The sequence below is a fragment of the Actinomycetota bacterium genome, from assembly GCA_041658625.1.
In the GTDB taxonomy this organism is placed as follows: Bacteria; Actinomycetota; JAHEXW01; order JAHEXW01; family JAHEXW01; genus JBAZZW01.
Window position 1 is genome coordinate 81,451 of the sequence record JBAZZW010000003.1, and the last position, 23,432, is coordinate 104,882.

Annotated in this window: 35 protein-coding genes and 1 pseudogene; all 36 read left to right on the forward strand. The window is 54.9% G+C overall.

The genetic code is table 11. The annotated features are described in order from the left end of the window. The first annotated feature begins 27 nt into the window (after positions 1-27). The 36 genes and pseudogenes from rplB to WC891_08625 all read left to right on the forward strand — a co-directional run bounded on the left by rplB (position 28) and on the right by WC891_08625 (position 23,098). Positions 28-855, forward strand: a complete 828-nt coding sequence (gene rplB, locus WC891_08450) for a 50S ribosomal protein L2 (GenBank protein MFA5867963.1) — start codon at positions 28-30, stop codon at positions 853-855. A gap of 15 nt (positions 856-870) precedes the next feature. Then, a complete protein-coding gene (gene rpsS, locus WC891_08455; protein ID MFA5867964.1) occupies positions 871-1,149 on the forward strand; it encodes a 30S ribosomal protein S19 in 279 nt (92 codons plus the stop codon). Positions 1,150-1,165: 16 nt separating this feature from the next. Continuing rightward, positions 1,166-1,711 carry a 50S ribosomal protein L22 gene (gene rplV / locus WC891_08460; GenBank protein ID MFA5867965.1) on the forward strand — a complete coding sequence of 182 codons (546 nt, stop codon included), beginning with the start codon at positions 1,166-1,168 and terminating at the stop codon, positions 1,709-1,711. Continuing rightward, complete coding sequence (rpsC, locus tag WC891_08465; GenBank protein MFA5867966.1) at positions 1,695-2,942, forward strand: 30S ribosomal protein S3; 1,248 nt, start codon at positions 1,695-1,697, stop codon at positions 2,940-2,942. The genes rplV and rpsC overlap by 17 nt, the downstream gene beginning before the upstream one ends. Positions 2,943-2,945: 3 nt before the next feature. Then, positions 2,946-3,359 carry a 50S ribosomal protein L16 gene (rplP, locus tag WC891_08470; GenBank protein ID MFA5867967.1) on the forward strand — a complete coding sequence of 138 codons (414 nt, stop codon included), beginning with the start codon at positions 2,946-2,948 and terminating at the stop codon, positions 3,357-3,359. Between the two features lie 3 nt (positions 3,360-3,362). Beyond that, positions 3,363-3,566, forward strand: coding sequence for a 50S ribosomal protein L29 (gene rpmC, locus WC891_08475; protein MFA5867968.1), 204 nt, complete (start codon positions 3,363-3,365; stop codon positions 3,564-3,566). Next, positions 3,553-3,828 (forward strand): 30S ribosomal protein S17, encoded by a 276-nt coding sequence (gene rpsQ / locus WC891_08480; GenBank protein MFA5867969.1) that lies wholly within the window; start codon positions 3,553-3,555, stop codon positions 3,826-3,828. The genes rpmC and rpsQ overlap by 14 nt, the downstream gene beginning before the upstream one ends. Then, on the forward strand, positions 3,825-4,193 hold the full coding sequence (gene rplN / locus WC891_08485; GenBank protein MFA5867970.1) for a 50S ribosomal protein L14: 369 nt from the start codon (positions 3,825-3,827) through the stop codon (positions 4,191-4,193). The genes rpsQ and rplN overlap by 4 nt, the downstream gene beginning before the upstream one ends. A gap of 3 nt (positions 4,194-4,196) precedes the next feature. Further along, positions 4,197-4,526 (forward strand): 50S ribosomal protein L24, encoded by a 330-nt coding sequence (rplX, locus tag WC891_08490; protein MFA5867971.1) that lies wholly within the window; start codon positions 4,197-4,199, stop codon positions 4,524-4,526. Positions 4,527-4,585: 59 nt separating this feature from the next. Next, a complete protein-coding gene (rplE, locus tag WC891_08495; GenBank protein ID MFA5867972.1) occupies positions 4,586-5,125 on the forward strand; it encodes a 50S ribosomal protein L5 in 540 nt (179 codons plus the stop codon). Positions 5,126-5,151: 26 nt separating this feature from the next. Continuing rightward, complete coding sequence (locus tag WC891_08500) at positions 5,152-5,337, forward strand: type Z 30S ribosomal protein S14 (protein ID MFA5867973.1); 186 nt, start codon at positions 5,152-5,154, stop codon at positions 5,335-5,337. A gap of 17 nt (positions 5,338-5,354) precedes the next feature. Further along, positions 5,355-5,753: a 30S ribosomal protein S8 gene (rpsH, locus tag WC891_08505; GenBank protein MFA5867974.1), complete on the forward strand. Its 399-nt coding sequence runs from the start codon at positions 5,355-5,357 to the stop codon at positions 5,751-5,753. Positions 5,754-5,769: 16 nt separating this feature from the next. Beyond that, positions 5,770-6,306: a 50S ribosomal protein L6 gene (gene rplF, locus WC891_08510; protein MFA5867975.1), complete on the forward strand. Its 537-nt coding sequence runs from the start codon at positions 5,770-5,772 to the stop codon at positions 6,304-6,306. A 139-nt stretch (positions 6,307-6,445) separates the two neighbouring features. Further along, the gene (gene rplR, locus WC891_08515) at positions 6,446-6,799 is read left to right on the forward strand and encodes a 50S ribosomal protein L18 (GenBank protein MFA5867976.1); all 354 of its coding nucleotides are present in this window, start codon (positions 6,446-6,448) and stop codon (positions 6,797-6,799) included. A 15-nt stretch (positions 6,800-6,814) separates the two neighbouring features. Next, a complete protein-coding gene (rpsE, locus tag WC891_08520; GenBank protein MFA5867977.1) occupies positions 6,815-7,312 on the forward strand; it encodes a 30S ribosomal protein S5 in 498 nt (165 codons plus the stop codon). A 10-nt stretch (positions 7,313-7,322) separates the two neighbouring features. Then, positions 7,323-7,517: pseudogene (gene rpmD, locus WC891_08525) on the forward strand (50S ribosomal protein L30). 269 nt (positions 7,518-7,786) lie between these two features. Then, positions 7,787-8,224, forward strand: coding sequence for a 50S ribosomal protein L15 (rplO, locus tag WC891_08530; GenBank protein MFA5867978.1), 438 nt, complete (start codon positions 7,787-7,789; stop codon positions 8,222-8,224). Continuing rightward, positions 8,225-9,487, forward strand: coding sequence for a preprotein translocase subunit SecY (secY, locus tag WC891_08535; GenBank protein ID MFA5867979.1), 1,263 nt, complete (start codon positions 8,225-8,227; stop codon positions 9,485-9,487). Positions 9,488-9,503: 16 nt separating this feature from the next. Continuing rightward, entirely contained in the window at positions 9,504-10,154 is a 651-nt protein-coding gene (locus WC891_08540; GenBank protein MFA5867980.1) for an adenylate kinase, read from the forward strand. Beyond that, a complete protein-coding gene (gene map, locus WC891_08545; GenBank protein MFA5867981.1) occupies positions 10,151-10,915 on the forward strand; it encodes a type I methionyl aminopeptidase in 765 nt (254 codons plus the stop codon). Before WC891_08540 ends, map begins: the two co-directional genes overlap by 4 nt. Further along, positions 10,908-11,126: a translation initiation factor IF-1 gene (gene infA / locus WC891_08550; GenBank protein ID MFA5867982.1), complete on the forward strand. Its 219-nt coding sequence runs from the start codon at positions 10,908-10,910 to the stop codon at positions 11,124-11,126. The genes map and infA overlap by 8 nt, the downstream gene beginning before the upstream one ends. 17 nt (positions 11,127-11,143) lie before the next feature. Further along, entirely contained in the window at positions 11,144-11,257 is a 114-nt protein-coding gene (rpmJ, locus tag WC891_08555) for a 50S ribosomal protein L36 (protein ID MFA5867983.1), read from the forward strand. Between the two features lie 113 nt (positions 11,258-11,370). Next, the gene (gene rpsM / locus WC891_08560) at positions 11,371-11,742 is read left to right on the forward strand and encodes a 30S ribosomal protein S13 (protein MFA5867984.1); all 372 of its coding nucleotides are present in this window, start codon (positions 11,371-11,373) and stop codon (positions 11,740-11,742) included. A 31-nt stretch (positions 11,743-11,773) separates the two neighbouring features. Beyond that, entirely contained in the window at positions 11,774-12,166 is a 393-nt protein-coding gene (rpsK, locus tag WC891_08565; protein ID MFA5867985.1) for a 30S ribosomal protein S11, read from the forward strand. Then, positions 12,167-12,793 carry a 30S ribosomal protein S4 gene (gene rpsD, locus WC891_08570; protein MFA5867986.1) on the forward strand — a complete coding sequence of 209 codons (627 nt, stop codon included), beginning with the start codon at positions 12,167-12,169 and terminating at the stop codon, positions 12,791-12,793. It begins immediately after the preceding gene. A gap of 27 nt (positions 12,794-12,820) precedes the next feature. Beyond that, positions 12,821-13,753 (forward strand): DNA-directed RNA polymerase subunit alpha, encoded by a 933-nt coding sequence (locus WC891_08575; protein MFA5867987.1) that lies wholly within the window; start codon positions 12,821-12,823, stop codon positions 13,751-13,753. A 4-nt stretch (positions 13,754-13,757) separates the two neighbouring features. Further along, the gene (gene rplQ / locus WC891_08580) at positions 13,758-14,123 is read left to right on the forward strand and encodes a 50S ribosomal protein L17 (protein ID MFA5867988.1); all 366 of its coding nucleotides are present in this window, start codon (positions 13,758-13,760) and stop codon (positions 14,121-14,123) included. Next, a complete protein-coding gene (gene truA / locus WC891_08585) occupies positions 14,113-14,916 on the forward strand; it encodes a tRNA pseudouridine(38-40) synthase TruA (protein ID MFA5867989.1) in 804 nt (267 codons plus the stop codon). Before rplQ ends, truA begins: the two co-directional genes overlap by 11 nt. Before the next feature lie 45 nt (positions 14,917-14,961). Continuing rightward, a complete protein-coding gene (rplM, locus tag WC891_08590) occupies positions 14,962-15,396 on the forward strand; it encodes a 50S ribosomal protein L13 (protein MFA5867990.1) in 435 nt (144 codons plus the stop codon). A gap of 2 nt (positions 15,397-15,398) precedes the next feature. Next, entirely contained in the window at positions 15,399-15,794 is a 396-nt protein-coding gene (rpsI, locus tag WC891_08595) for a 30S ribosomal protein S9 (GenBank protein ID MFA5867991.1), read from the forward strand. 238 nt (positions 15,795-16,032) lie between these two features. After that, positions 16,033-17,007: an alanine racemase gene (locus WC891_08600; GenBank protein ID MFA5867992.1), complete on the forward strand. Its 975-nt coding sequence runs from the start codon at positions 16,033-16,035 to the stop codon at positions 17,005-17,007. Between the two features lie 17 nt (positions 17,008-17,024). Beyond that, positions 17,025-18,368: a phosphoglucosamine mutase gene (gene glmM / locus WC891_08605; protein ID MFA5867993.1), complete on the forward strand. Its 1,344-nt coding sequence runs from the start codon at positions 17,025-17,027 to the stop codon at positions 18,366-18,368. A 1-nt stretch (position 18,369) separates the two neighbouring features. Next, positions 18,370-20,202, forward strand: coding sequence for a glutamine--fructose-6-phosphate transaminase (isomerizing) (gene glmS / locus WC891_08610; protein ID MFA5867994.1), 1,833 nt, complete (start codon positions 18,370-18,372; stop codon positions 20,200-20,202). 52 nt (positions 20,203-20,254) lie between these two features. After that, positions 20,255-21,040, forward strand: coding sequence for a sugar phosphate isomerase/epimerase (locus WC891_08615; GenBank protein MFA5867995.1), 786 nt, complete (start codon positions 20,255-20,257; stop codon positions 21,038-21,040). Positions 21,041-21,068: 28 nt separating this feature from the next. Next, complete coding sequence (locus WC891_08620) at positions 21,069-21,812, forward strand: hypothetical protein (GenBank protein ID MFA5867996.1); 744 nt, start codon at positions 21,069-21,071, stop codon at positions 21,810-21,812. Further along, complete coding sequence (locus WC891_08625) at positions 21,809-23,098, forward strand: alkaline phosphatase family protein (GenBank protein ID MFA5867997.1); 1,290 nt, start codon at positions 21,809-21,811, stop codon at positions 23,096-23,098. The genes WC891_08620 and WC891_08625 overlap by 4 nt, the downstream gene beginning before the upstream one ends. Positions 23,099-23,432: the final 334 nt, after the last annotated feature.

Sequence of the window (23,432 nt, forward strand, 5' to 3'; positions counted from 1 at the left end):
TCAGGGAATAAGCTGGAGATATAAGAGATGGGTATTAAAAAATATAAGCCGACGACACCGAGCAGGCGTTATATGTCCTCCTCTAGCTTTGAGGAGATAACAAAGGACAAGCCGGAAAAAGCGCTGACCTCAACGCTTAAGAAAAGCGGCGGGCGGAACGTCTACGGCCGGATCACGACAAGGCATAAGGGCGGCGGACACAAACGCAAGTACCGTTTGATCGACTTTATGCGGGATAAAGACGGCATTCCAGCGAAGGTCGCGGCTATCGAATACGATCCGAACCGCTCGGCCAATATTGCTTTGCTGAACTATGCCGACGGCGAGAAACGCTATATCGTCGCGCCGGTCGGATTGAAACCGGGCGACGCGGTTATGTCGGGAGAGTCGGCGGACATCAAACCGGGCAACGCTTTAAGGATCAAAGATATCCCGCTCGGCACGGTAATCCATAATGTTGAGATTAAAGCCGGTCAGGGCGCGAAACTCTGCCGCTCGGCCGGATGTATGGCCCAACTGGTCGCCAAGGAAGGCGAATACGGCCAGGTTAAAATGGCGTCGGGCGAAGTCCGCTTAGTCGGCATCGAAGCTAAGGCGACGATCGGCCAGGTCGGCAACTCCGACCATTCCAATTTGACCGTAGGCAAGGCAGGCCGCAGCCGCTGGCTGGGCATCCGCCCGAGCGTCCGCGGTACGGCTATGAATCCGGTCGACCACCCGCACGGCGGCGGCGAAGGCAAGAACAAGAGCGCCGGCCGGCATCCGGTGACGCCTTGGGGCAAGCCGACGCTGGGCTACCGGACAAGGAAGAGCAAACCCTCTGACAAAATGATCGTCAGGGGCAGGAAAAGATAGGAGGCTTAACTAACTTTGAGCAGGTCCCTGAAAAAAGGTCCGTTTATTGACGACTCGCTAATGAGGAAGGTCTCCGCGGCCGGTGAAGATAACAGCAAGGCTATTATTAAGACCTGGTCCAGACGGTCGACGATCTTTCCGGAAATGGTAAGCCTGACTATCGCGGTTCACAACGGCAAGAAACACGTGCCAATTTATATCACGGAAAGTATGGTTGGACACAAATTGGGCGAGTTCGCGCCGACGCGGTTTTTCCGCGGGCATTCGTCCAAAGACAAGACGACGGTCCGTTAGCAAAAGAGGAATGACATTGGAAGCCAGAGCTCGCGCTAAATACATAAGAATCGCCCCGCGTAAATCGCGTTTGGTCGTTGACATGATCAGGGGTAAGAACGCGGCCGAGTCCGCGGTCATACTTCAGTTTTCCACCCGGGAAGCGTCGAAAGCGATTCTGAAAGTGCTGAATTCGGCGGTCGCTAACGCCGTCCAAAAGGGCGCGTCGGGCGCGGACAACCTCGTCGTTTCCGAAGCTTTTGTCGACGAAGGTCCGATTCTGAAGCGGTGGCGTCCGCGGGCGCAAGGCCGGGCTAGCAGGATCAACAAACGGACCAGTCACATCACATTGGTTTTGAATGAAATAGAAAAGACGGAAGTCAAGAAAACCAAAGAGCCGGCGCCGGCCAAGTCAGCAGCCAAGAAAGCGGCCAAGAAAGGCGAGGTTGCTTCGTCGCCGAAGAAAAAGGCGGCTCCTCGCAATGACGGAAAGACAACGAAGAAAGAGCCAAAAGCGAAGATTACCGAGACCAAGGCGAAGAAAGCCGTCTCTAAGGAGGATTCGAGTGGGTCAGAAGGTTAACCCTTACGGGCTGCGCTTAGGAATAATCAACGATTGGCGGACCCGCTGGTACAACGAAAAAGAATTTGCCGCTTATCTAAGCGAAGATATAAAGATTCGCCGCCACGTGATTAACAAGCTGTCACACGCAGGGTTAGCAAAGATCGATATCGAACGCACCGAACAGCAGGTAAAGATCGTTATTCACGCTGGCCGTCCGGGCATTGTCATCGGCAAGAAAGGCGCCGAGGTCGACAAGCTGCGGGGCCATCTTGAAAAACTTTCCGGCAAGCGCGTTCGTATAGATATCCAGGAAGTCAGGCGGCCTGAAATCAGCGCCCCGCTGATTGCCCAAAACGTAGCGCAGCAGCTTGAAGGCCGGGTTTCATTCCGAAGGGCGATGAAAAAAGCCGTCAGCCAGGCGATGGCCGGCGGTGTAAAGGGCGTCAGGATATCGTCGGCAGGCCGGTTGGGCGGCGCCGAAATGTCACGTACCGAATGGTACCGCGAAGGCCGCGTGCCGTTGCACACGCTGAAAGCCGACATAGAATACGGGACGGCCGAAGCTAACACTAAGTCAGGCAAGATAGGCGTTAAAGTTTGGATATACCACGGCGATGTGCCGCTGAGAGGCTTGAGCGTCAGGCATGAGACTGAACTCGACATCAGCGAGGAGAACGCGCGACCGATGGCGCCTCGACCGAAACGGGTTATCGAAGCCAAGTTGGCTCAGGTAAAAGCGGAGAAACCGGTTGAAACCAAGCCGGAACAAGCCACCGCGCCGGGAATCGAAGCGACAAAAGTCGCCATAGAGGTTAAGCCGATAGAGACGGAGAAATCCGCCGAGTCGAGTCCAAAGAGCACGAAGACAGTAAAGCCTGAGGTCAAGGCGGCAAAGGCTGAGGTTAAACCGAAAACGGCCGCTAAAGCTCCCGCCGCCGCTAAAGTTCCGGCGAAGAAGTCAGAGGACAAGCCGGCTGCCAAAGCGAAGCCCAAAGAAACAGTAAAGGCCGCCAAGCCTGCGGCCAAGAAGGCAGCCGCCAAGACGACAAAGACAACTAAGGCGGCCTCTAAGGAGACCGCCAAGCCGGCCGCGGCCGCTCCCAAGAAGGAAGCCAAGTCCGCGGCTAAGAAACCCTCCGCCGCTAAAGCTCCGGCGGGCAAGCCGGCTATGAAGAAAGAGCCCGCCTCCGCCAAGGCTACGGCGGGTAAACCGGCGGCCAAGAAGACAGCTCCAAAGAAGGAGAAGTAAGGCGTGTTAATTCCCAAGCGGGTCAAGCATAGAAAAGTACAAAGGGGAAACCGGCGGGGTCAGGCTACACGCGGCAACCAGGTTCGCTTTGGCGACTACGGCTTGCAGGCGCTTGAACCAGGCTGGATCAGCAACCGTCAGATTGAAGCCGCCCGTGTCGCGATCACCAGGCATATACGGCGCGGCGGCAAGGTATGGATCAAGATATTTCCGGATAAGCCCATTACCAAGAAACCGGCCGAGACGCGCATGGGCAGCGGCAAGGGCGCTCCCGAAGGCTGGGTGGCTGTTGTCAAGCCGGGCCATATAATGTTCGAGCTGGCCGGGGTAGACGAGGTTACCGCTCGTGAGGCCATGCGGCTGGCGGCCCATAAGTTACCGATCAGAGCGAAATTCGCTAAGCGCACCGAGGTGTAAGACATGAACGCCAAAGAGTTAAGGTCATTGAATCAGGAAGAACTTAATAAGAAGCTGGCGGAAGCCAGGGAAGAGCTATTTAACCTTCGTTTTCAGATGTCAACGGCACAGCTTGACAACCCGCGCCGCGTCCGGCAGGTCCGGCGCGACATCGCGCGCATCGAGACAGTGCGCCAGGAAAGGGAGCTCCAGAATGCCGGAGAATAATACCGACCGCGGGAAACGTAAGACGATGACGGGAAGGGTCGTCAGCGACAAGATGGATAAAACCATCGTCGTTGAGGTAAAGACAAAAGTCCATCATCCGCTTTACGGGAAAACCATGAAACAGATTACCAAGTTAAAGGCGCACGACGAGAAAAACGAAAGCCAGACCGGCGATTTGGTGGAAGTCATGGAAACTCGCCGCATGAGCGCGACGAAGCGCTGGCGGCTGGTTAAAGTTTTGGAAAAGGCGGAGACAGTATGATCCAGCAGGAATCCAGGCTGAAGGTGGCGGACAACACCGGAGCCAAGGAAATCCTGGTTATACGGGTTTTAGGCGGCAGCCGCAGGCGTTACGCGCGGTTGGGCGATATCGTGGTCGCGACCGTCAAAGAAGCCATCCCGCGTGGCGTCGTAAAGGAAGGCGACGTGGTCAAAGCGGTCGTGGTCCGCACGAAGAAAGAGTACCGCCGTCCGGATGGCAGTTATATAAAATTTGATGAAAACGCGGCGGTCATCATCGACGACGCCAAGAACCCAAGGGGCACGCGAATCTTCGGGCCCGTAACCAGAGAGCTTAGGGACAGAAAATTTATGAAGATCGTTTCATTGGCGCCGGAGGTTTTATAGCGCATGGGCAAAATGACAATCCGAAAAGGCGATAACGTCGAGGTCTTAACAGGCAAGGATAAAGGCAAGCGAGGCAAGGTCATTCGCTCGTTGCCGGACAAGAATCGCGTTGTCGTCGAGGGAATAAACAAGATTAAGAAAGCCAGCCGGCCGACTCAGCGAAATCCGCAGTCGGGCGGAATAATAGAGATGGAAGCGCCAATAAACGTTTCCAACCTGATGCTGATCTGCGGCAGCTGCGGCAAACCGACCAAAGCCGGAAGCGTTAGGGACGAGGAAGGCAACCGCACCAGAACCTGTAAGAAGTGCGGCGCCGCTATAGATAAAAAATAATAAATAAGAAATAAAATATGGCAAAGCTAGGAATAAAAAATAAAAGACAGGATGAGTAGATGGCGAGACTGAAAGAAGCGTACAAAAACGAGATTATGCCGGAGTTGATGTCCGAGCACTCCTATAGGAACACCATGGAAGTGCCCAAAGTCACCAAGGTTATCGTAAACATGGGAGTCGGCGAGGCTAAGACGGAAGCGAAAGCAATCGACGGCGCGGTCAAAGACTTGACGGCAATTACCGGCCAGAAGCCCATCGTTACGCGGGCTAAGAAATCCATCGCCAGCTTCAAGTTGCGCGAAGGCATGATGATCGGCGCCAAGGTCACTTTGAGGGGCGAGCGTATGTACGAATTCCTGGATCGGCTGCTATCGCTGGCTTTGCCAAGGGTCCGTGATTTCAAGGGCTTGAACGATAAGTTCGACGGCGACGGCAACTATACGCTGGGCTTGACCGAGCAACTGGTTTTTCCGGAAATAGACTACGATTCCATCGACAAAACTCGCGGTATGAACATAACGATAGTAACGACGGCTCCAACCGATGCGGAAGCAAGATCGCTTTTAACCAGGATGGGCTTCCCGTTCAAGAAGGACTAACGCGGTTTTAAGGAGGACTTGAGCTAGTGGCTAAAAAATCACTGGTAGCGAAGGCGGAGAGAAAGAGCAAATTTAGCGCGAGAGGCTATTCGCGATGCACCCGTTGCGGACGCCCCCGCGGATATTTCCGCAAGTTCGGTTTGTGCCGCGTTTGTCTTCGCGAGATGGCGCATAAAGGCGAGATTCCCGGCTTGACCAAGTCAAGCTGGTAGAAACAGGAGGGAACGAGTTGAACGTCATAGATCCGCTGGCAGACATGTTCACCAGGATTCGCAACGCCAATCTGGCGTATCACGATACCGTGGACGTGCCTTACTCGAATATCAAGCTTGAGGTAGCCAAGGTCTTGGCCGAAGAGGGCTATATCGCTAGCTATAAGGTCAAGGAAAGCAAACCGGAGAACGCTATCACCATTACCTTGAAATATATGCCGAACAAGAAACGCGTCATCACGGGCATCAAACGGATCAGCAAGCCGGGTTTACGCGTCTATGCTAAACAGGACGCCATACCTAAGGTCTTGGGCGGTCTCGGCATCGCGGTCTTGTCTTCCTCAAGGGGAATCATGACCGACAAACGCGCCCGCGAGGTGGGCGTCGGGGGCGAAGTCATCGCCTATGTTTGGTAAGGCGGGCGGAGGATAAATGTCACGGATAGGTAGAATGCCGATCCCGGTACCGGGCGGCGTGGAAATAAAAAGAGAAGGCGACCTGGTGACCGTTAAGGGGCCGAAAGGCGAACTCAAACGAACCCTTAACCCAGAGATAGAGATGGTCATCGAAGAAGGCGCGGTCACCATGAAGCGGCCGAGCGATGAACGCGATCATCGCGCCTTGCACGGTTTGAACCGGTCGCTTTTGGCCAATATGGTCAAAGGAGTGACTGACGGATTCACCAAGACTCTTGAGATACAGGGTGTTGGTTACCGGGCAACGCTCAAAGGTAAGGATATCGAGCTGGCGCTGGGTTATTCGCATACGATTACGGTCATACCCGAAGAGGGCATAGAGTTCGAAGTGCCCCAGGCGACCAGTATAATCGTAAAGGGTATTGACGCGGAAAAAGTCGGCGAGACGGCGGCTAAGATCCGGAAGTTCCGGGGCCCCGAGCCTTATAAAGGCAAAGGTATTCGCTATCAGGGTGAATATGTCCGGCGCAAGGCCGGCAAAGCCGCCAAATAGCTTAGAGCCAAGAGCAAAGAGCGGAGAGTAGTTAGTAGTTGGTGGTTAGAAGTTCGTGTTCAATAAATCTTCTTCGAGCGAGTGAGCGAAGAGAACGAGTCGAGAAGTAACGGTAACAATGAGATAAGAGTGGAGAGAAATGAGTTTAACGACTGTTGAAGCGAGAATAAAACGGCATAGAAGGGTCAGGAAAACTGTTATCGGCACCGCCGACCGGCCCCGTCTGTGTGTTTACCGGAGCAACCGGCATATCTTCGCGCAACTTATCGACGACGCGACGGGTAAGATTATCCTGGGCGCGTCGGATATCGGTTTGAAGGGCGCGAGCGGGAAGAAAAAAACAGAACAGGCTAAGGAAGTCGGCAAACATCTCGCCGAACAGGCCAAAACCAAAAAAATCGGCAAAGTTGTTTTTGACCGCGGCGGCCGGTTGTATCACGGCCGGGTTAAGGCGTTGGCCGAAGGAGCCCGCGAGGGCGGCCTTACGTTCTAAGGAGGACGGGCACACTTGGATTTCGACAAGGACCAAACCAGAGAAATAGAGGAACGGGTTATCTATATAAACCGTGTCGCCAAGGTCGTTAAGGGCGGCCGGCGGTTTAGTTTCAGCGCGCTCGTCGCGGTCGGGGACAAGAACGGCCGGGTAGGCGTGTCTATGGGTAAGGCAAATGACGTGGCCAGCGCGATTCAAAAGGGCGTTCAACGCGCCAAGCGTGAAATGTTCGACGTCAGCTTAAACGGCACGACGATTCCTCACGAGATTACCGGCCACTACGCGTCAGGGTCCGTTCTTCTGAAACCGGCGGGCAAAGGAACCGGCGTTATCGCTGGCGGTGGCGTGCGCGCCGTACTTGAACTGGCCGGCATTAAAGATATTTTAACCAAATCACTGGGCAGCGCCAACGCGATCAACGTAGCTGGCGCGACTGTGGAAGCCTTAAAAAGCTTGCGTACACCTGAAGAAGTCGCCGCCATGCGCGGCAAAGACGTCGCGGACATAAGATAAGGGAACAGGAATGGCCAAAACGGAAACCGCCAATTACATAAAGGTAACGCAGGTAAAGAGCGCTATCGGTCGAATCGAACCGCAGAAGCGGACAATCAAAGCGCTCGGGCTGGGGAAGATCAGCTCGTCCTCGGTTCTGCCGGATAACCCGGCGGTGCGCGGAATGGTGAACTCTGTCGCGCATTTAGTGAGAGTCGAGACAGCGGAGGCGAAAGAAGCGCCGGTTAAGAAGACGGCCAAGGCCGCAAAACCGGTTAAAGCTGAGGTTGCTTCGTCGCCTAAAGAACAAGCTTCTCGCAGTGACGGAAAGGACACGACTGCAAAGGTAGCGGCCAAGAAACCTGCAACTGCCAAGAAGCCCTCCTCCGTCAAGGCTACGGAGGGTAAAACGGCTGTCAAGAAAGCGGCGCCAAAGAAGACTGCTCCTAAGCCCGCCTCTGCCAAGGCTACGGCGGATAAAAAGGAGACTAAGTAATGAAGCTACACGACCTAAAACCTGCCGAGGGCGGGAAGACAAAAGGCAAACGCGTCGGACGCGGCCGGGCCTCGGGGCACGGCAAGACGTCAACGCGAGGCCAGAAGGGGCAGCACGCCCGCAACACGACCAGGCCGGGTTTTGAGGGCGGCCAGATGCCGTTGATCCGCCGGGTGCCGAAGCTGGCCGGATTTAAGAATCCCGACAAGCTTTATTACGAGCTGGTCAATGTGGGCAGATTAAATGATTTCAAGGCCAGCGAGACCGTCGATCCGACGGCCTTGACCGGCAAGGGTCTGATAAAGAAGGCAACTTTAAAAGTGAAGATTTTAGGTGACGGCGAAGTCAGCAAGGCGTTGACTGTTAAAGCCCACGCTTTCAGCAAAGCGGCCAAGGAAAAGATCGAGGCAGCGGGCGGCCGCGCCGAGGTGCTCTAAATGCTGGAGGCCTTCCGCAATCTTTTCCGGGTTCCCGAGCTTCGAAAGCGTTTACTGTTCACCCTGGCGATTATCGCGGTTTATCGAATCGGGTCGCATATCGTCGTGCCCGGCATTGACGTAGCGGCGCTTAAGTCGTTTGTCGCGTCCCAGGAGGGAGGCCTGTTCGGATTCGTCGATTTGTTCGCGGGCGGGGCGCTATCGGAATTCGCCGTTTTTGCCTTAGGCATCATGCCTTATATAACGTCGACGATCATTATGCAGCTTTTGACGGTCGTTTTTCCGAAGTTGGAGCAGCTGCAGAAGGAAGGCGAAGCCGGACAGAAGAAGATCAACCAGTACGTCCGGTATATGACTGTGGCCTTGGCTTTTGTCCAGGCAATGGCGCTGGTGGTCACTTTTAAGAACTACAAAGTTATTGCAAGTTACAACTTTAATTCCGTCGGCCTGATCGTGATTACGCTGGTTGCCGGAACTACCTTGATAATGTGGCTGGCCGAGTTGATTACGGAGAAGGGCATCGGTAACGGGATGTCGGTAATCATCGCCGCCAGCATAATATCGCGTCTTCCGATAGCCGCGGTCCAGACAGCGCAGGTTTCTAGTCCGCTGGTCATCACCGTGGTCGTCTTAATCATTCTGTTGGTTATGGCGGCAATCGTGGCTACGGAGCTAGGGCAGAGAAAAATACCGGTGCAATACGCCAAGAGGATAGTCGGCCGCAAGGTTTACGGAGGCCAGATGACATATATTCCTCTGAAGATAAACCAGGCCGGTGTGGTGCCGATCATTTTCGCGGTTTCGGTGCTCATGATTCCGGGAATTATCTCGCAGTTCTTCCCGGCTTCGGCGTTCGCTACGGCCATGAACACGTATCTGGCGCCGTCGTCAATCGGATATATGCTTATGTATTCGCTTCTTATTATCGTGTTCGCGTATTTCTATACAGCCGTTACATTCAACCCGATCGATATTTCGGAGAATATCCAGAAATACGGCGGGTTTATCCCGGGAGTAAGGCCGGGACGGCCGACGGCCGCGTATCTTGACAATATTTTGACCAGGATGACACTGCCGGGAGCGGTTTTCCTGGCGTTGATCGCTCTGATTCCGACGATTATCATGGGCACCTTGAATGTGCCGTTCTTTAAGAGCTTCGGTGGTATTTCCATACTCATCGTCGTCAGCGTCGCGCTGGAAACGATGCGTCAGCTGGAAGCCCAGCTGCACATGCGGAACTACGAAGGGTTCTTTAGCAGATAAACGGGCGGTGACTTAAATGAACATGATTATCATGGGGCCTCCGGGCAGCGGAAAAGGCACCCAAGCGGCCAGGATAAGCGCCAAGTTTGGTATTCCAGCGGTTTCTACGGGAGATATGCTGAGGGAAGCGATTGCTAAGGGGACGCCGCTTGGCCTGGAAGCCAAGTCCTTTATGGACAAAGGGGAACTCGTCCCGGACGATGTGGTTATCAAGATCGTGCGCGACAGGCTGAACGAGCCGGACGCGCAGCAGGGATTTCTCCTGGACGGCTTTCCGCGGAGCGCCGTGCAGGCGGAGGCTCTGGGGAAGATGCTTAAGAGCCAAGGCAAGGACATCGACCTGGTATTGAATATTGCCGTACCGGACGACGAAATCATCCGGCGCTTAAGCCGCCGGCGTGTCTGCCCGAAATGTAACGCCGTGTACCATTTGGACCATAGGCCTTCGCAGACGGAAGATGTTTGCGATACTTGCGGAACAGGTTTGATACAGAGAGATGACGATAACGAGGCGACTATCAGCCATCGTTTAGAGGTTTATAGGACCAACAGTGAACCGCTCATCGGCTATTACAGAGACATGGGCATATTGGCGGAGGTTTCCGGGACACGACCGATGGATGAGGTTTTTGAGACGATAGTCGTTCTCATCGAGGCTAGGACTTGATTGCACGAAGGTCCAAGAAAGAACTGGAAAGAATTAAAGCGGCTGGCGCGATTGTCGCGGAGACGCTGAGGATAGTTGAGGATAACCTCACGCCGGGTATCACGACCGGGGAACTTGACAGGATTGCCGAGAGGCATATAAGACAGTGTGGCGCCGAACCAGCTTTTCTGGGTTATCACGGTTTTCCGAATTCGCTTTGCATTTCGCTGAACGACGAGGTCGTTCACGGGATTCCGAAGGATGACAAAAAGATAAGCAACGGTGACTTGGTTAGCGTCGACGTAGGAGCCATCTATAAGAATTTCTACGGGGACGGGGCCAGGACATTCGCCGTCGGCCAAGTGCTGGCGCAAGCGATTGACCTGATAGAAACGACGCGGGACTCGCTGAAGGCGGGTATTGAGTACTGCCGCCCCGGGCAACGCGTCGGCGATATATCGGCGGCTGTGCAATCTTATGTCGAAGGACGACGATATTCAGTGGTCAGACGCTATGTTGGACACGGTATCGGCCGCCGAATGCACGAGGATCCGCCGATCCCGAATTTCGGTGAACCGGGGACGGGACCGGTTATCAAACCGGGCATGGTCTTCGCCATCGAGCCGATGGTAAACATGGGCGGTTCCGACGTCAAGACGCTTGACGACGGCTGGACGGTTGTGACGGCCGACGGGAGCTTATCGGCTCATTATGAGCACACTGTCGCTGTGACCAAGGAAGGCCCGGTCATTTTGACCGGGGAGGAGGCGAGCTTTGTCTAAAGAAGACGCGATCGAAGTCGAGGGAACGGTAATCGAGCCCTTACCGAACGCGATGTTCCGGGTGGAGTTGGAGAACGGGCATAAGGTCCTGGCCCATATCTCCGGCAAGATGAGGATGCATTATATACGTATTCTGCCCGGCGACAAGGTGACGGTTGAGCTGTCTCCTTACGATTTGACGAGAGGCCGAATCACTTACCGGTTCAAATAGACTGGGAGATTGAGGATATGAAAGTACGACCGAGCGTTAAAAAAATGTGCGACAAGTGCAAGATAATCAGGCGAAAGGGCCGGGTCATGGTTATATGCCAGAATCCGCGCCACAAGCAGCGCCAGGGTTAGGGCGTTAAAGGGGTAGTTAGTTGTTGGTGGTTGGTAATAGGCAATACTTAGAATCGAATATGGAACCAACGACTAATGACCAACTGCTAACTACGAGCAAGGGGGCAAAGTAAGTGGCACGCATAGCCGGAATCGATATTCCGAGAGACAAACCGGTTGAAATCAGCCTGACCTATATTTTCGGCGTCGGGCGGACGAGGGCGAGCAAGGCCGTCGAAGCGACTGGTATCAAAGTCGGGACCCGAGTCAGAGATCTGACTGAAGAAGAGGTCATCAAGCTTCGCGAGTTCGTCGAGGAAAACTACAAGATCGAGGGAGATCTCAGGCGCGAGGTTTCGCAGAACATCAAGCGCCTGATGGAGATAGGTTGCTACCGGGGTCTCAGGCATCGTCAGGGATTGCCGGTACGCGGTCAGCGGACGCATACCAACGCGAGGTCCCGAAAAGGACCACGCCGGCAAGTAGGCATCAAGAAGAAGAAATAACTCGTTTTGGCTGTAAGTTTCAGGAGGTAGGATGGCCAAACCTAAGGCAAGAAAGGCGAAGAGGCGGGAGCGGAAGAATATCCCTAGGGGACAGGCTCACATCTCGTCGACTTTCAACAACACGATAGTGACTTTGACCGACCCTCAGGGCAACACGATTTCCTGGGAGAGTTCGGGTACGGTCGGCTTCAAGGGTTCGCGCAAAGGCACGCCGTTCGCGGCGCAGATGGCAGCCGAATCCGCGGCGAAGAAAGCCCAGGAGCACGGCTTGAAAAGGGTTGACGTCTTCATCAAAGGCCCGGGCAGCGGCCGGGAGACAGCCATCAGGTCTCTGCAGGCGGCCGGCCTGGAAGTCGCCAGCATCGTCGACGTAACGCCGGTACCGCACAACGGGTGCCGCAGTCCTAAAAGGAGAAGGGTCTAAGTGGCAAGGGTTACAGGTTCAGTTTGCAGGTTCTGTCGGAGAGCTGGCACCAAGCTGTTCTTAAAAGGCGACAAATGCGTCTCCGACAAGTGTCCTGTGTCCAAGCGGTCCTACCCGCCTGGTGAGCACGGCCGGCGCTATGTCAAAGAGACGGAATACAGCGTCAGGCTGCGCGAAAAGCAAAAGGCTAAGCAGATTTACGGCGTCTTGGAAAAACAGTTCCGCAACTACTACGCCAAGGCCGCCCGCGAGAAGGGTGTTACCGGCGAAATCTTACTAAGGATGCTGGAAAGCCGTCTGGACAATGTCATCTACCGCTTGGGACTGGCGCCGGCGCGGCGCGAAGCGAGGCAGATGGTTACCCACGGTCTGTTCGCAGTGAACGGCCGCCGGGTTGACGTCCCGTCTTATTTGGTTCGTCAGGGCGACGAGGTCAGCCTGACAACGGCCGGCCAGAAGGTCTTTAAGGCCAAAGAGCAAGCGGGCCAGGCCATTGAGGGCGAGGTCGCTCCGTGGCTTGACTTTAACGTGAAATCTATCAAAGCCAAGGTGAAGAGCCTGCCGACAAGGGAGGAGATTCCCGTCGACCTAAAAGAACAACTGATCGTCGAGTTCTACTCCAAGTAACCGGACAGGAGGTCCAATAAAGTGGCAATCGCTATAGTACAACCGAAGATGAAATTCGAGAGAGTCTCGGACACGTCCGCCAGGTTCGTCGTAGAGCCTTTGGAGCGCGGATTCGGACACGTGCTCGGTAATTCGATGCGCCGGGTTCTCCTGGCGAGCATCCCGGGTTCGGCCGTAACGTCGGTAAAAATCGACGGCGTTCTTCACGAGTTCTCGACCATTCCGGGCGTCAAAGAGGACGTGACCGATATCATCTTGAACATCAAGCAGCTGGTTCTGAAATCATATTCCGAGCTGCCTGTTACCGTTAGAATCGAGGCCAAAGGCGCCAAGGAAATCAAAGCCGGGGACATTATGACGACGGCCGACGTCGAAATCATCGACGTGGCGATGCCAATCGCTACGTTGAACAAACAGGGCAAGCTGGAGGCCGAACTCACCGTCGAGCAAGGCAAAGGATACGTGGCCGCCGAGCGGAATAAGAAGGAAAAGATGCCTATCGGCACGATTCCGGTCGATTCCATCTTTAGCCCGGTCAGGAAGGTAACTTACGAGGTCGGCAAGACGCGCGTCGGCCAAATCACCGATTACGACAAATTGACGCTGGCTGTCGAAACTGACGGCAGCATCGAGCCGACCGAGGCGCTCAAGCTCGCGGCCCAGATTGTCGCGGATCATATGGTGTTGTTCGAGGATCTGACGGACGACATCGCCATCGGCGTCGGTTTCCCGTCGGAGGAGGCGCGGCCGAGTACAGATCTAGAGATGAGTATTGATGACCTGGATTTGTCGACAAGGTCATACAATTGTCTGAAGAGAGAGAAAATCGACACGGTCGAGAAGCTTGCCAATTGCACCGAAGCCGATTTGAACGCCATAAAGAACTTCGGGAAAAGGTCAGTGACCGAAGTTAAGGAGAAGCTGGGCGAGCTTGGCTTGGCGCTCAGAGAAGAGGACTGAGAAAATGCCTAGGCCAAAGAAAAGTTACCGTTTGGGCGGCAGTGCGGCGCATCAGAAATTGATGATTAGAAATCTTGCGGCCGACGTTATCTCGAACGGCAAAATCAAGACGACTGAAACAAAAGCCAAAGAAGTCAAACCGTTCATCGAGAAGATGATCACCCTCGCCAAGAAGGGCGATCTGGCCGCGAAACGGCGGTGCTTAAGCGAACTGAACGATGAAACGGCTGTATACAAACTATTTGAGGAGATTGCGCCTAAGTACGGCGACCGCCAGAGCGGATATACCCGGATTATTAAGACAGGCTACCGCAAAGGCGACGCCGCGCCGATGGTTCAACTCGAACTAGTTGGAGAGATTGAAAGATAGACAAAAATATTCTTCGAGCGACCTCGAGCTTGTCGAGAGGGAGTCGAGAAGTATAAACAGAAACATTAAAATCACGGTTGATTACATTGGGCGGGATTTTAAGGGGTTTCAGCGGCAGAAAAACAAGCCGACCGTCCAAGGAGAACTTGAAAAAGCGTTAAGCATATTGCTCAGAGAGAGCATCAGGGTCACCGGAGCCTCGCGGACCGATACCGGCGTGAACGCTCGCGGCCAAATCGTGAACTTCCGCACCAAGTCCGATATGTCGGCTGAGCGGATCATGAAGAGCTTGAACGGTCTGTTGCCGGGCGGGATCGCTGTAACCGCGGTAGAAGACGCGTCGCCTGAGTTTCACGCTCGCAAGAGCGCGGCCTGGCGGGAATACGAGTACCTGATTTGGAACAGACCGTACCCGGAAATCTTCCGGGGCGGTTATGTCACTCGAATCGATCGTCCGTTGGACACCGGTCTGATGAAAAAGGCGGCCGAGTCGGTCGTAGGGGAGCACGATTTCAGCGCATTCTGCGTCGCCTCTTCAGCCGTCAAGGGCTGTGTCCGGAACGTTACCGCGGTCGCGCTGGACGAGCCGGAACCCGGCCTGATCAGTTTGACGATCCGGGCGGACGGATTCGTGCACCGGATGGTCAGGTCGCTGATGGGGACGTTGATCGACATCGGACTCGGCAAACTGGAGCCGGACACGATTAAGAGGATGCTAGAGAGCAGAGATAGAAAACTTGCCGGACGAACGGCGCCGGCGCACGGCTTGACGTTGACGAAAATCGGATATTAATTACAAGTTCACGGGTTTAAGGGAGCTAAGTAGATGGCACAAACGATGAAGACATACACCGCCAAACCGAGCGACATAGAACACGCTTGGTTTATCGTAGACGCCGAGGGGGCTACGCTGGGCCGCCTGGCGACGGGAGTCGCGCGCGTCCTACAGGGCAAACATAAGGCAACTTATACGCGAACAATAGACACCGGCGATTTTGTGGTCGTCATCAACGCGGCCAAAATAAAGGTTACGGGAAATAAAATGGCCGGCAAGGAATATTTCCGGCATTCCGGATATCCGGGCGGATCGAAAACGGAGACTCTTGAAGAGTTGATGGAGAAGAAACCCACCGCCGCGGTCGAACGAGCCATCAAAGGCATGTTGCCTAGCACGAAGCTCGGCCGGGCGATGTTTAAAAAATTAAAGGTATATGAGGGCGCGGAGCATCCACACGAGGCGCAAAAACCCGCACCCTTAAAGATCGGAGGTTGATAGTGGCTGAACAGGCCGTCTACTGGGGAACGGGAAAACGTAAGGACGCCATCGCGAGCGTCCGGCTGATCCCCGGTAAAGGAGAATTCAACTGCAACGGGAAGACGATGGAAGAATACTTCCCGCGCAAAGTCCATCACATCTTGATCCAGACACCGTTTTCGGTCACCGGATTGACCGACGCTTATGACGTGTTCGCCAAACTTGAAGGTGGCGGCGTTTCCGGTCAAGCGGGGGCGCTCAGGCACGGAATCGCCAAGGCGCTTCTGGAGGCCGACGAATCGCTGCGGCCGGCGCTTAAGGCGGCCGGTCTTCTAACCAGAGACCCGCGTATGAAAGAACGCCGTAAATACGGCCTTAAGAAAGCTCGCAAGAAGCCGCAGTTCTCAAAACGTTAGAAATACGCTCGACTTATGCGAGCCCCCTGCCGCCAAAGGTGGCCGGGGGCTCGTTTGCTTTTAGGAGTGAAGAGTGAAGTGATGGAAGTGAAAAAACAAAAATGCAAAGCAGGATCACCAACATCACCGCCATCACCAGTATCACTGTAATTGAAGCGAAAAGCGAAAATATTCTTCGAGTGAGGGAGCTAGTGGCGACCGAGTCGAGAAGGTAAACATTATGACTTATCCACGTATATTGATTAACACCAAAAAAATCAAACAAAATGCTGAACACGCTGTTTCTGTCTGCGCCACGCGGAATATCCAGGTAATCGGCGTTACCAAGGCATGCTTGGGCGATCCGGTTATCGCCGGCGCCATGCTGGACGGCGGTGTTGCCGGTATCGGCGACTCCCGACCGGCGAATCTGGTAAATCTGCGAGGCGCCGGAATAACAGAGCAATTGATGATGCTCCGGTTGCCGATGTTAAGCGAAATCCCGCAGATCGTAGATTTGTCCGATATCAGCTTGAACAGTGATTTGACGGTCATTGAAGCGCTGGGACGGGCGGCCGCCCGGGTCGGAAAGAAGCATAAAGTAATTATCATGGTCGATATGGGCGACGGCCGCGAAGGCGTTCGCCGGGAAGACGCCGTCGAGACGGCAATGCGGGCGGCACAGCTGCAAGGTGTCGAGGTTGTCGGTTTGGGCGTGAACGTCGCCTGCCTGGCCGGACAAAAACCTACGCCGGATCAAATGAAAGACCTGGTGGCCCTAGCTAATGACGCAAGAGAGAAGGCGGGCATTGAATTACCGGTCGTTTCGGGCGGGAACAGCAGCGCCTGGGAGCTGATTGAATCGGGCGAAATGCCGCCCGGGATTAACCAGGTCAGACTGGGAGAGGCAATTTTGCTGGGCAAGGAAACCGCGAGAGGCCGGTTGATTCAGGATATGCATCACGACGCCTTTGTTATCAAGGCGGAGATAATCGAAAGTATCCCGGAGCGCGGCCACCACCACATTGCGGCCCTCGGCCGCCAGGATATTGAAGGGACTCAGCTGTTTCCCCTTGACGACACCTGGAGAATAGTTAAAGCCAGCTCCGACCACTTTGTTTTGAAGAAATCAGGGCCGCCAGCCCGTACGGGCGCGGTAATTTCCTTTATTCCCGGTTACGAGTCGCTCCTCAAGGCCATGACAAGCCCGTTCGTCACCAAACAATATGTCTAGAGTATAATTGTATGATTATGAACAAGTTATTCGGTACTGACGGAATTCGCGGCGTCGCCAATAAAGACCTTACTCCCGAGCTGGCCATGGCGGTCGGACGGGCGGCCGCGGTCGTTGCGGTGAACGGCGGCGAACCCGGACGCGTCGTTATCGGGCGCGACACCAGATTATCAGGCGAGATGCTGGAACGGGCGTTTATGGCCGGTGTTATGTCGACGGGCGCCGAGGTGTTGCGGTTGGGCATCATACCAACGCCCGCGGTGGCTTATCTCACCCGGAAACTAGGCGCCGACGCCGGCTGCGTTATTTCCGCCTCGCACAATCCCGTTGACGACAACGGGATCAAACTGTTTAACCGATCGGGTTTTAAGTTCACGGAGGAAGAAGAGGAAGCGGTCGAAAAGCTTGTTCCCTCAGGCGCTTACGCCGGCGAGCATCCCTCGGGCGCGGATGTCGGCGAGTTGTCGGACGCCGGGGAGCAAGGCCGCCGTCTCTATGCCGAGCATGCCCTGAAGGTATTACCGGTTGATCTGACCGGCCTGAAGATCGCGCTGGACGCGGCCTACGGAGCGGCTTATCAGATGGGCGGGGATATCTTTAGGAAAGCCGGAGCGGAGGTTATCACCATCGGCGACGAACCCCGAGGCGATCTTATTAATGTTGATTGCGGGTCGACCAACCCGCTTTGCATTCGGGACGAGGTTGTTGCGAGGGAAGGCTTTTTTGGTTTGGCCTTTGACGGTGACGCCGACCGGGTAATCGCCGTTGACGAAGACGGGAATATCCTGGACGGGGATTATATAATGGCCATTCTGGCGAAATACATCAAGGAAAAAGGCAGTCTGAAGGCCGACACGCTGGTCTCGACGGTCATGGCAAATTGCGGTTTTGACTTAGGGATGGAGGAATTGGGCATAAACGTCATTAAGACCGACGTCGGCGACAGGTTCGTGCTAAAAGAGCTGCTTGATCAGGATCTTAATTTCGGGGGCGAGCAAAGCGGCCATGTTATCTTTTTAGACCATAATACGACGGGCGACGGCATCATTACCGGCCTCATGCTAGCGGCCATAAAGGCCGAGACGGGCCGGCCCTTGTCGGAACTGAAGAATGTCATGAGCAAGCTGCCTCAAGTGTTGTTGAATGTTCGCGTGGCCGACAAGCGTAAGCTTGGGGAGGCAGTCGCCATTTGGAGTGAGGTCGAGAAGAGCGAATTATCGCTTGGGGGACGCGGACGTGTTCTGATTCGGACCTCCGGGACCGAACCGCTGGTACGCGTGATGGTAGAGGCTGATACCGAAGGCGCGGCCGGGAGAATAGCTGGCCATTTGGCCGCCATAGTGGAAAAGGAGCTTTCATAAATTGTGCGGGATAGTCGGTTATCTGGGAGATAAACAAGCGGCGTCGATTCTATTAGACAGCCTGCGGGGGCTGGAGTACCGCGGGTACGATTCTGCCGGCATAGCGGTTGTAGATGGCGGCAAAATCAACGTCGTTAGGCGTCTCGGCAAACTGAGCGAGCTGGCCGGAGCGCTTGAGAAAGACTCACCTGAAGGGATGGTCGGTATCGGACATACCAGATGGGCGACGCACGGCGAGCCCAGCGAACGTAACGCCCATCCGCACATGGACTGCACGGAGCAGATCGCCGTTGTCCATAACGGCATCATCGAGAACTTCCATGACTTAAGGGAAGAGTTGCAGAAGCGGGGCCATAATTTCACCTCCGATACCGACACCGAGGTCTTAGCCCATCTCATAGAAATGTATTATCGCGGCGACTTAGAAGACGCCGTCCGGACGGCGCTCACCCGTGTCGAGGGATCGTTCGCCCTGGCGGCGGTAGTCGTTGAACATCCCGAGACGATTGTTGCCGCTCGTAAAGACAGCCCCCTGATAGTGGGGCTGGGCAAAGGCGAGAATTTTCTGGCCTCGGATATACCGGCCATTCTCAACTACACCAAAGATGTTCTGGTTGTTGAGGACAACGAAATGGTTATCGTCAATCGCGACAAGGTTACGTTGAAAGGGCTTGACGGAAAGGTAGTGAAAAGGAAGCCCATTAAGGTTACCTGGGACGCCGGCGCGGCCGAGAAATCCGGCTATGACGACTTCATGCTTAAGGAAATCTTTGAACAGCCGCATGCCATCCGGGAAACGATGCGCGGCCGGGTCCACGACAATAAGATAATATTGGACGAACTCAGTTTGACGGAAAACGACATCAAGATGATCGATAAAGTCTTCATCGTCGCCTGCGGAACGTCGTATCATGCGGGAATGGTCGCCAAATACGCGATAGAAAGCTGGGTTCGCATTCCGGTCGAGATAGATATCGCCAGCGAGTTCAGGTACCGGAATCCGATTTTGGACGACCGGACGCTGATGGTGGCGGTCAGTCAGTCAGGCGAAACAGCCGACACTCTGGCAGGTATGCGTTTCGCCCGTGAACAGGGCGCGAAGATCATGGCGATAACAAACGTTGTGGGCAGCACGATTTCCCGCGAGGCCGACGGCGTGCTTTACACTCACGCCGGGCCAGAGATCGGCGTGGCCGCGACAAAGACGCTGATCGCGCAGATGATCGCTTTATATTTACTGACGTTATATTTGTCCACCGTTCGGCGCAGCCTGTCCGTAGAGGACGAAGCCGAGATCGTCGAGGAGCTCTTCCGGATGGACGAGGTCGTCGAAGATCTGCTGCAAGACGAAACTCAGATGAAGTTAATGAAGCAATACGCTGATAGACACGCAGACAAGAGCGACTTTCTGTTTATCGGCCGCAGCGTCGGCTACCCGGTCGCCCTGGAAGGCGCGTTGAAACTAAAGGAAATATCCTACATTCACGCCGAGGGATACGCGGCCGGTGAGCTGAAGCATGGCCCGATCGCCCTGGTGGAAGAGGCGGTGCCGATTGTCGCAGTAGCGACCGAAGGCCATGTGTACGACAAGGTCATCAGCAACATCATGGAGGTTAAGGCGCGCGGGGCGAACGTCATGGCCATCGCTAGCCGGGACGACGAGCAAATCGCCAAATACGCCGATGAGATCATTTATGTACCTCGGACTTCAGAGATATTATCGGCGGTGCCCGCCGTCGTGCCGCTCCAGCTCATCAGCTATTATATCGCCAAGAAGCGCGGCTGCAACGTAGACCAGCCCCGGAACCTGGCCAAAAGCGTCACCGTCGAATAAGTTTATATAAAGATACCTTATAGCACGGTCTGGTTTCGGTTATAATGAATATATGATTAAGAAATCCATCCAACTAGCTATATGCACTCACTTGATTCCTTCAAACACACGAGCCTCGGATATCGCGGTCGCATGCGGCGCGACTGGTATTGATTTCGCGGTTAACATCGCAAACGTTGACAACCTGAAACAGGCTCTTAACGACTGTTGCGGACCGGACAGTGGCTTTGACATTCGTTTTCACGCCTATTTTGCGGATGTCGAAATCGGCAGCGCGGACGTGGGACGGGCGGCGAAGGGCCTTGATTTTATGCGCCACGTTGTCGCCAACGTAGCCGCCGCGGAAGGACATTATCTGACGATCCACTTAGGGTTTAACCTCGGATTGCACGGGGTGATCGATGTTGCCAGCACTATTGACGGACTTAAAGCGCTGGTAGACTACGCCGGCGATTTAGGCGTTACGGTTTGCGTCGAGAATCTGCGCCGGGGTTTAACGGCGCGCCCCGAAGACTTTATAAGGGTGGCGGAAGAAACAGGCGCCGCCGTAACCTTTGATGTGGGTCATTTTAATTCCAGCGAGGCGGCCGCCAACGGATGGACTGCGGAAGACATAATCGCCAAACTGGGAAACCGCATCGCGGCCGCGCACGTCTATGAGGCCGAGGTCGACGGTAAAGGCCACATTGCTCCCTTAGACTTAACCTTGGTTAGACCTGCGCTCGATGCCCTATCTAAGACTACTTGCGGTTGGTGGGTAGCCGAATTAGGCGATCCCGATGAAATAAGCCGGACCATAAACCTCTTGCGGGATTACCGGAGACAACCGGTTTCCTAAGCGGACGTTTATCTGCTATTCTAGCCGCATGGATAATATTAGCGCCGTACTGGAGATAGCCGGGGCAGACGCGTTCGCGGCTGCGATTTCCTACGCTTCCACTAATCCTCATACGGTCATGTTGCCGACCTACGTTCACACCGGAACTGAATACGGCGATTTCAGCGTGGTCGGATCTCACGTTGACTACCTGCGGCGAGACCTGGCGGAGCGGTTCAGCGTCAAGTTGCTCGATTTGGTCGTTTCGGCCGACACCTCTCTTTGGCGCGCGCTTAACGGCCGGTTTATGACGACGATCCGCGACCGGTTCGGTTTCTTTTCCCCTTGTATCGGGTGTCATTTATACCTGCACCTCATGAGGATACCGGAAGCTCGCCGATATGATTGCGGCGTCGTTGTGGCAGGCGAGAGAACGACGCACGCTTCGGGCAGCAAGATAAATCAAACGCCGAGTTTACTTGCTTGTTATCAAGAAGTCCTGGGGGCGGTCGGCCTCTCGCTGGAATTTCCGGTCCGCGACATTGTAGACAGAGCCGAGATCAAGGCTTTGGCGCCGTGGTTGTGGGAAGAAGGTGGAGAACAGATGAACTGCGTTCTTAGCGGGAACTACCGCTTGACGGATGGAACACCTATCAGGGTTCCGGAAGAAACGGAGAAACTTTTTATTGATGAATTTCTTTTGCCGGTCGGCAAGAGGCTGGCCCAAATGCTGTCCGCGGGGGAAAAAGACTACCTGCCGGCCGTTGCTGAGGTCCTAGGGAGCGCGCGATGAAGGTTTTATGCGTCATTTTGGACGGTCTGGGCGACAAATCTTATGCTGAATTAAACGGCCGGACGCCGCTTGAAGCGGCCCGCACGCCCAACCTGGATAGGCTGGCCGCCGGCGGAATAAACGGCGTCATGTTTCCCTTTGGGCCGGGCATCGCGCCATCTAGCGACATCGCCCACTTCCGGCTATTCGGCTACCCAGCGCGCGGCTACCCAGCGCGCGGCTACCCGGGCCGCGGCTATATCGAGGCTTTAGGGGAAGGATACGACGTCAAGGACGACGAGGTCGTCTTTAGGACGAGTTTCGTGACAGTTGAAGAATCAGGTGACAGGTTTACCGTTACATCAAGAGAGCGAGAAAACGAAGACATTTTAGCCCGCGAAGCGGCGGGCCTGATTAAGGACAAGGTAATTGAGGACGCCAGGTGCCGTTTTGTATATACAGGCGCGCGGCAAGGGCTGTTGTTCGTTTCCGGAGACGTAAGTCCGGACGTCAGCGACGCTGATTCTTTATCGATCGACATGCCCGTTATTCTGGTAGAACCCTTGGATATAACCGGTGAACCCGCGGCCGCCAGACGGACCGCGGACACCGTTAACCGGTTCATGCTGCTGTCCGCGGAGGCGCTGCGCGATCAACCTCTGAACTTCCTGATCACCAAATGGCCGGGACGGCCAAAGAAAATTCCGTCATTCTATAATCTAACCTCGTTCAACGGGGCGATCGTCGCCAACGGGTCACTATATAAAGGCCTGGCGTCCGCTTTAGGTATGGGCCATTTTCCGTCAGCCGAAGGACAGTCGCCTGAAGACGCCTTATCAGGCGGTCTGGAGATTGCCCGCAAGCTATTCAAGGACGGATTCGGTTTCGTCCACGTCCACTCGAAGGTGCCGGACCAAGCGGGCCACACCAAGAATCCGGAGTACAAGAAGACGCAAATAGAAAGGCTGGATAAGGCGTTTGAGGCAATGGACCTGGACAGAGACACGCTTTGTCTGATTACCGGCGACCACGCGACGCCGTGCGCGGGCAGGATGATCCATTCAGGCGACGCCGTACCTATCCTGATGACAGGGGCGCTATGCGGCGCCGACGACGTTAAGAGCTATAGCGAAAAGGCTTGCCGAGCAGGCGCCTTAGGCATGTTTAGGGGCAAGGATTTAATGCCGCTGATTTTAAACTACACCGATCGCGCCAACTATCATGGCTTACGCCCGTATCCTTTTTCCTCAAACGCGCGTCCCACGCCCGACCGCGTCAATCCCCTAAAGCCACAGCCTAAACAATAGACTCGCATGCCGCTCGCGGCCTACCATCGTTAGTGCTTTGGGGTCAGGCCCTTTCTTCTTATGCGACAGGGCCTGACCCCGTGTTTCAAGTCGCTTCGCCGAGCGATCAATGCTCTCCGCTCGGACGTGATTTGACCGCATGCTCGACCTACTGTGAAAGCCGGACATCCTTTACGTTTTAGACCGGGCACATCCTTTACGCTTCTTTTCAATTCGCTCCATGCCAGCCTTTGGCCGGGATGATCTTTTTGGTCCTCTCGTCTAATACCCCGAGCAGGTGAAAGCTGTAGTAGAGCTCCCACTTGTATGTACCAACGGGTCTCAGGCCCACCGG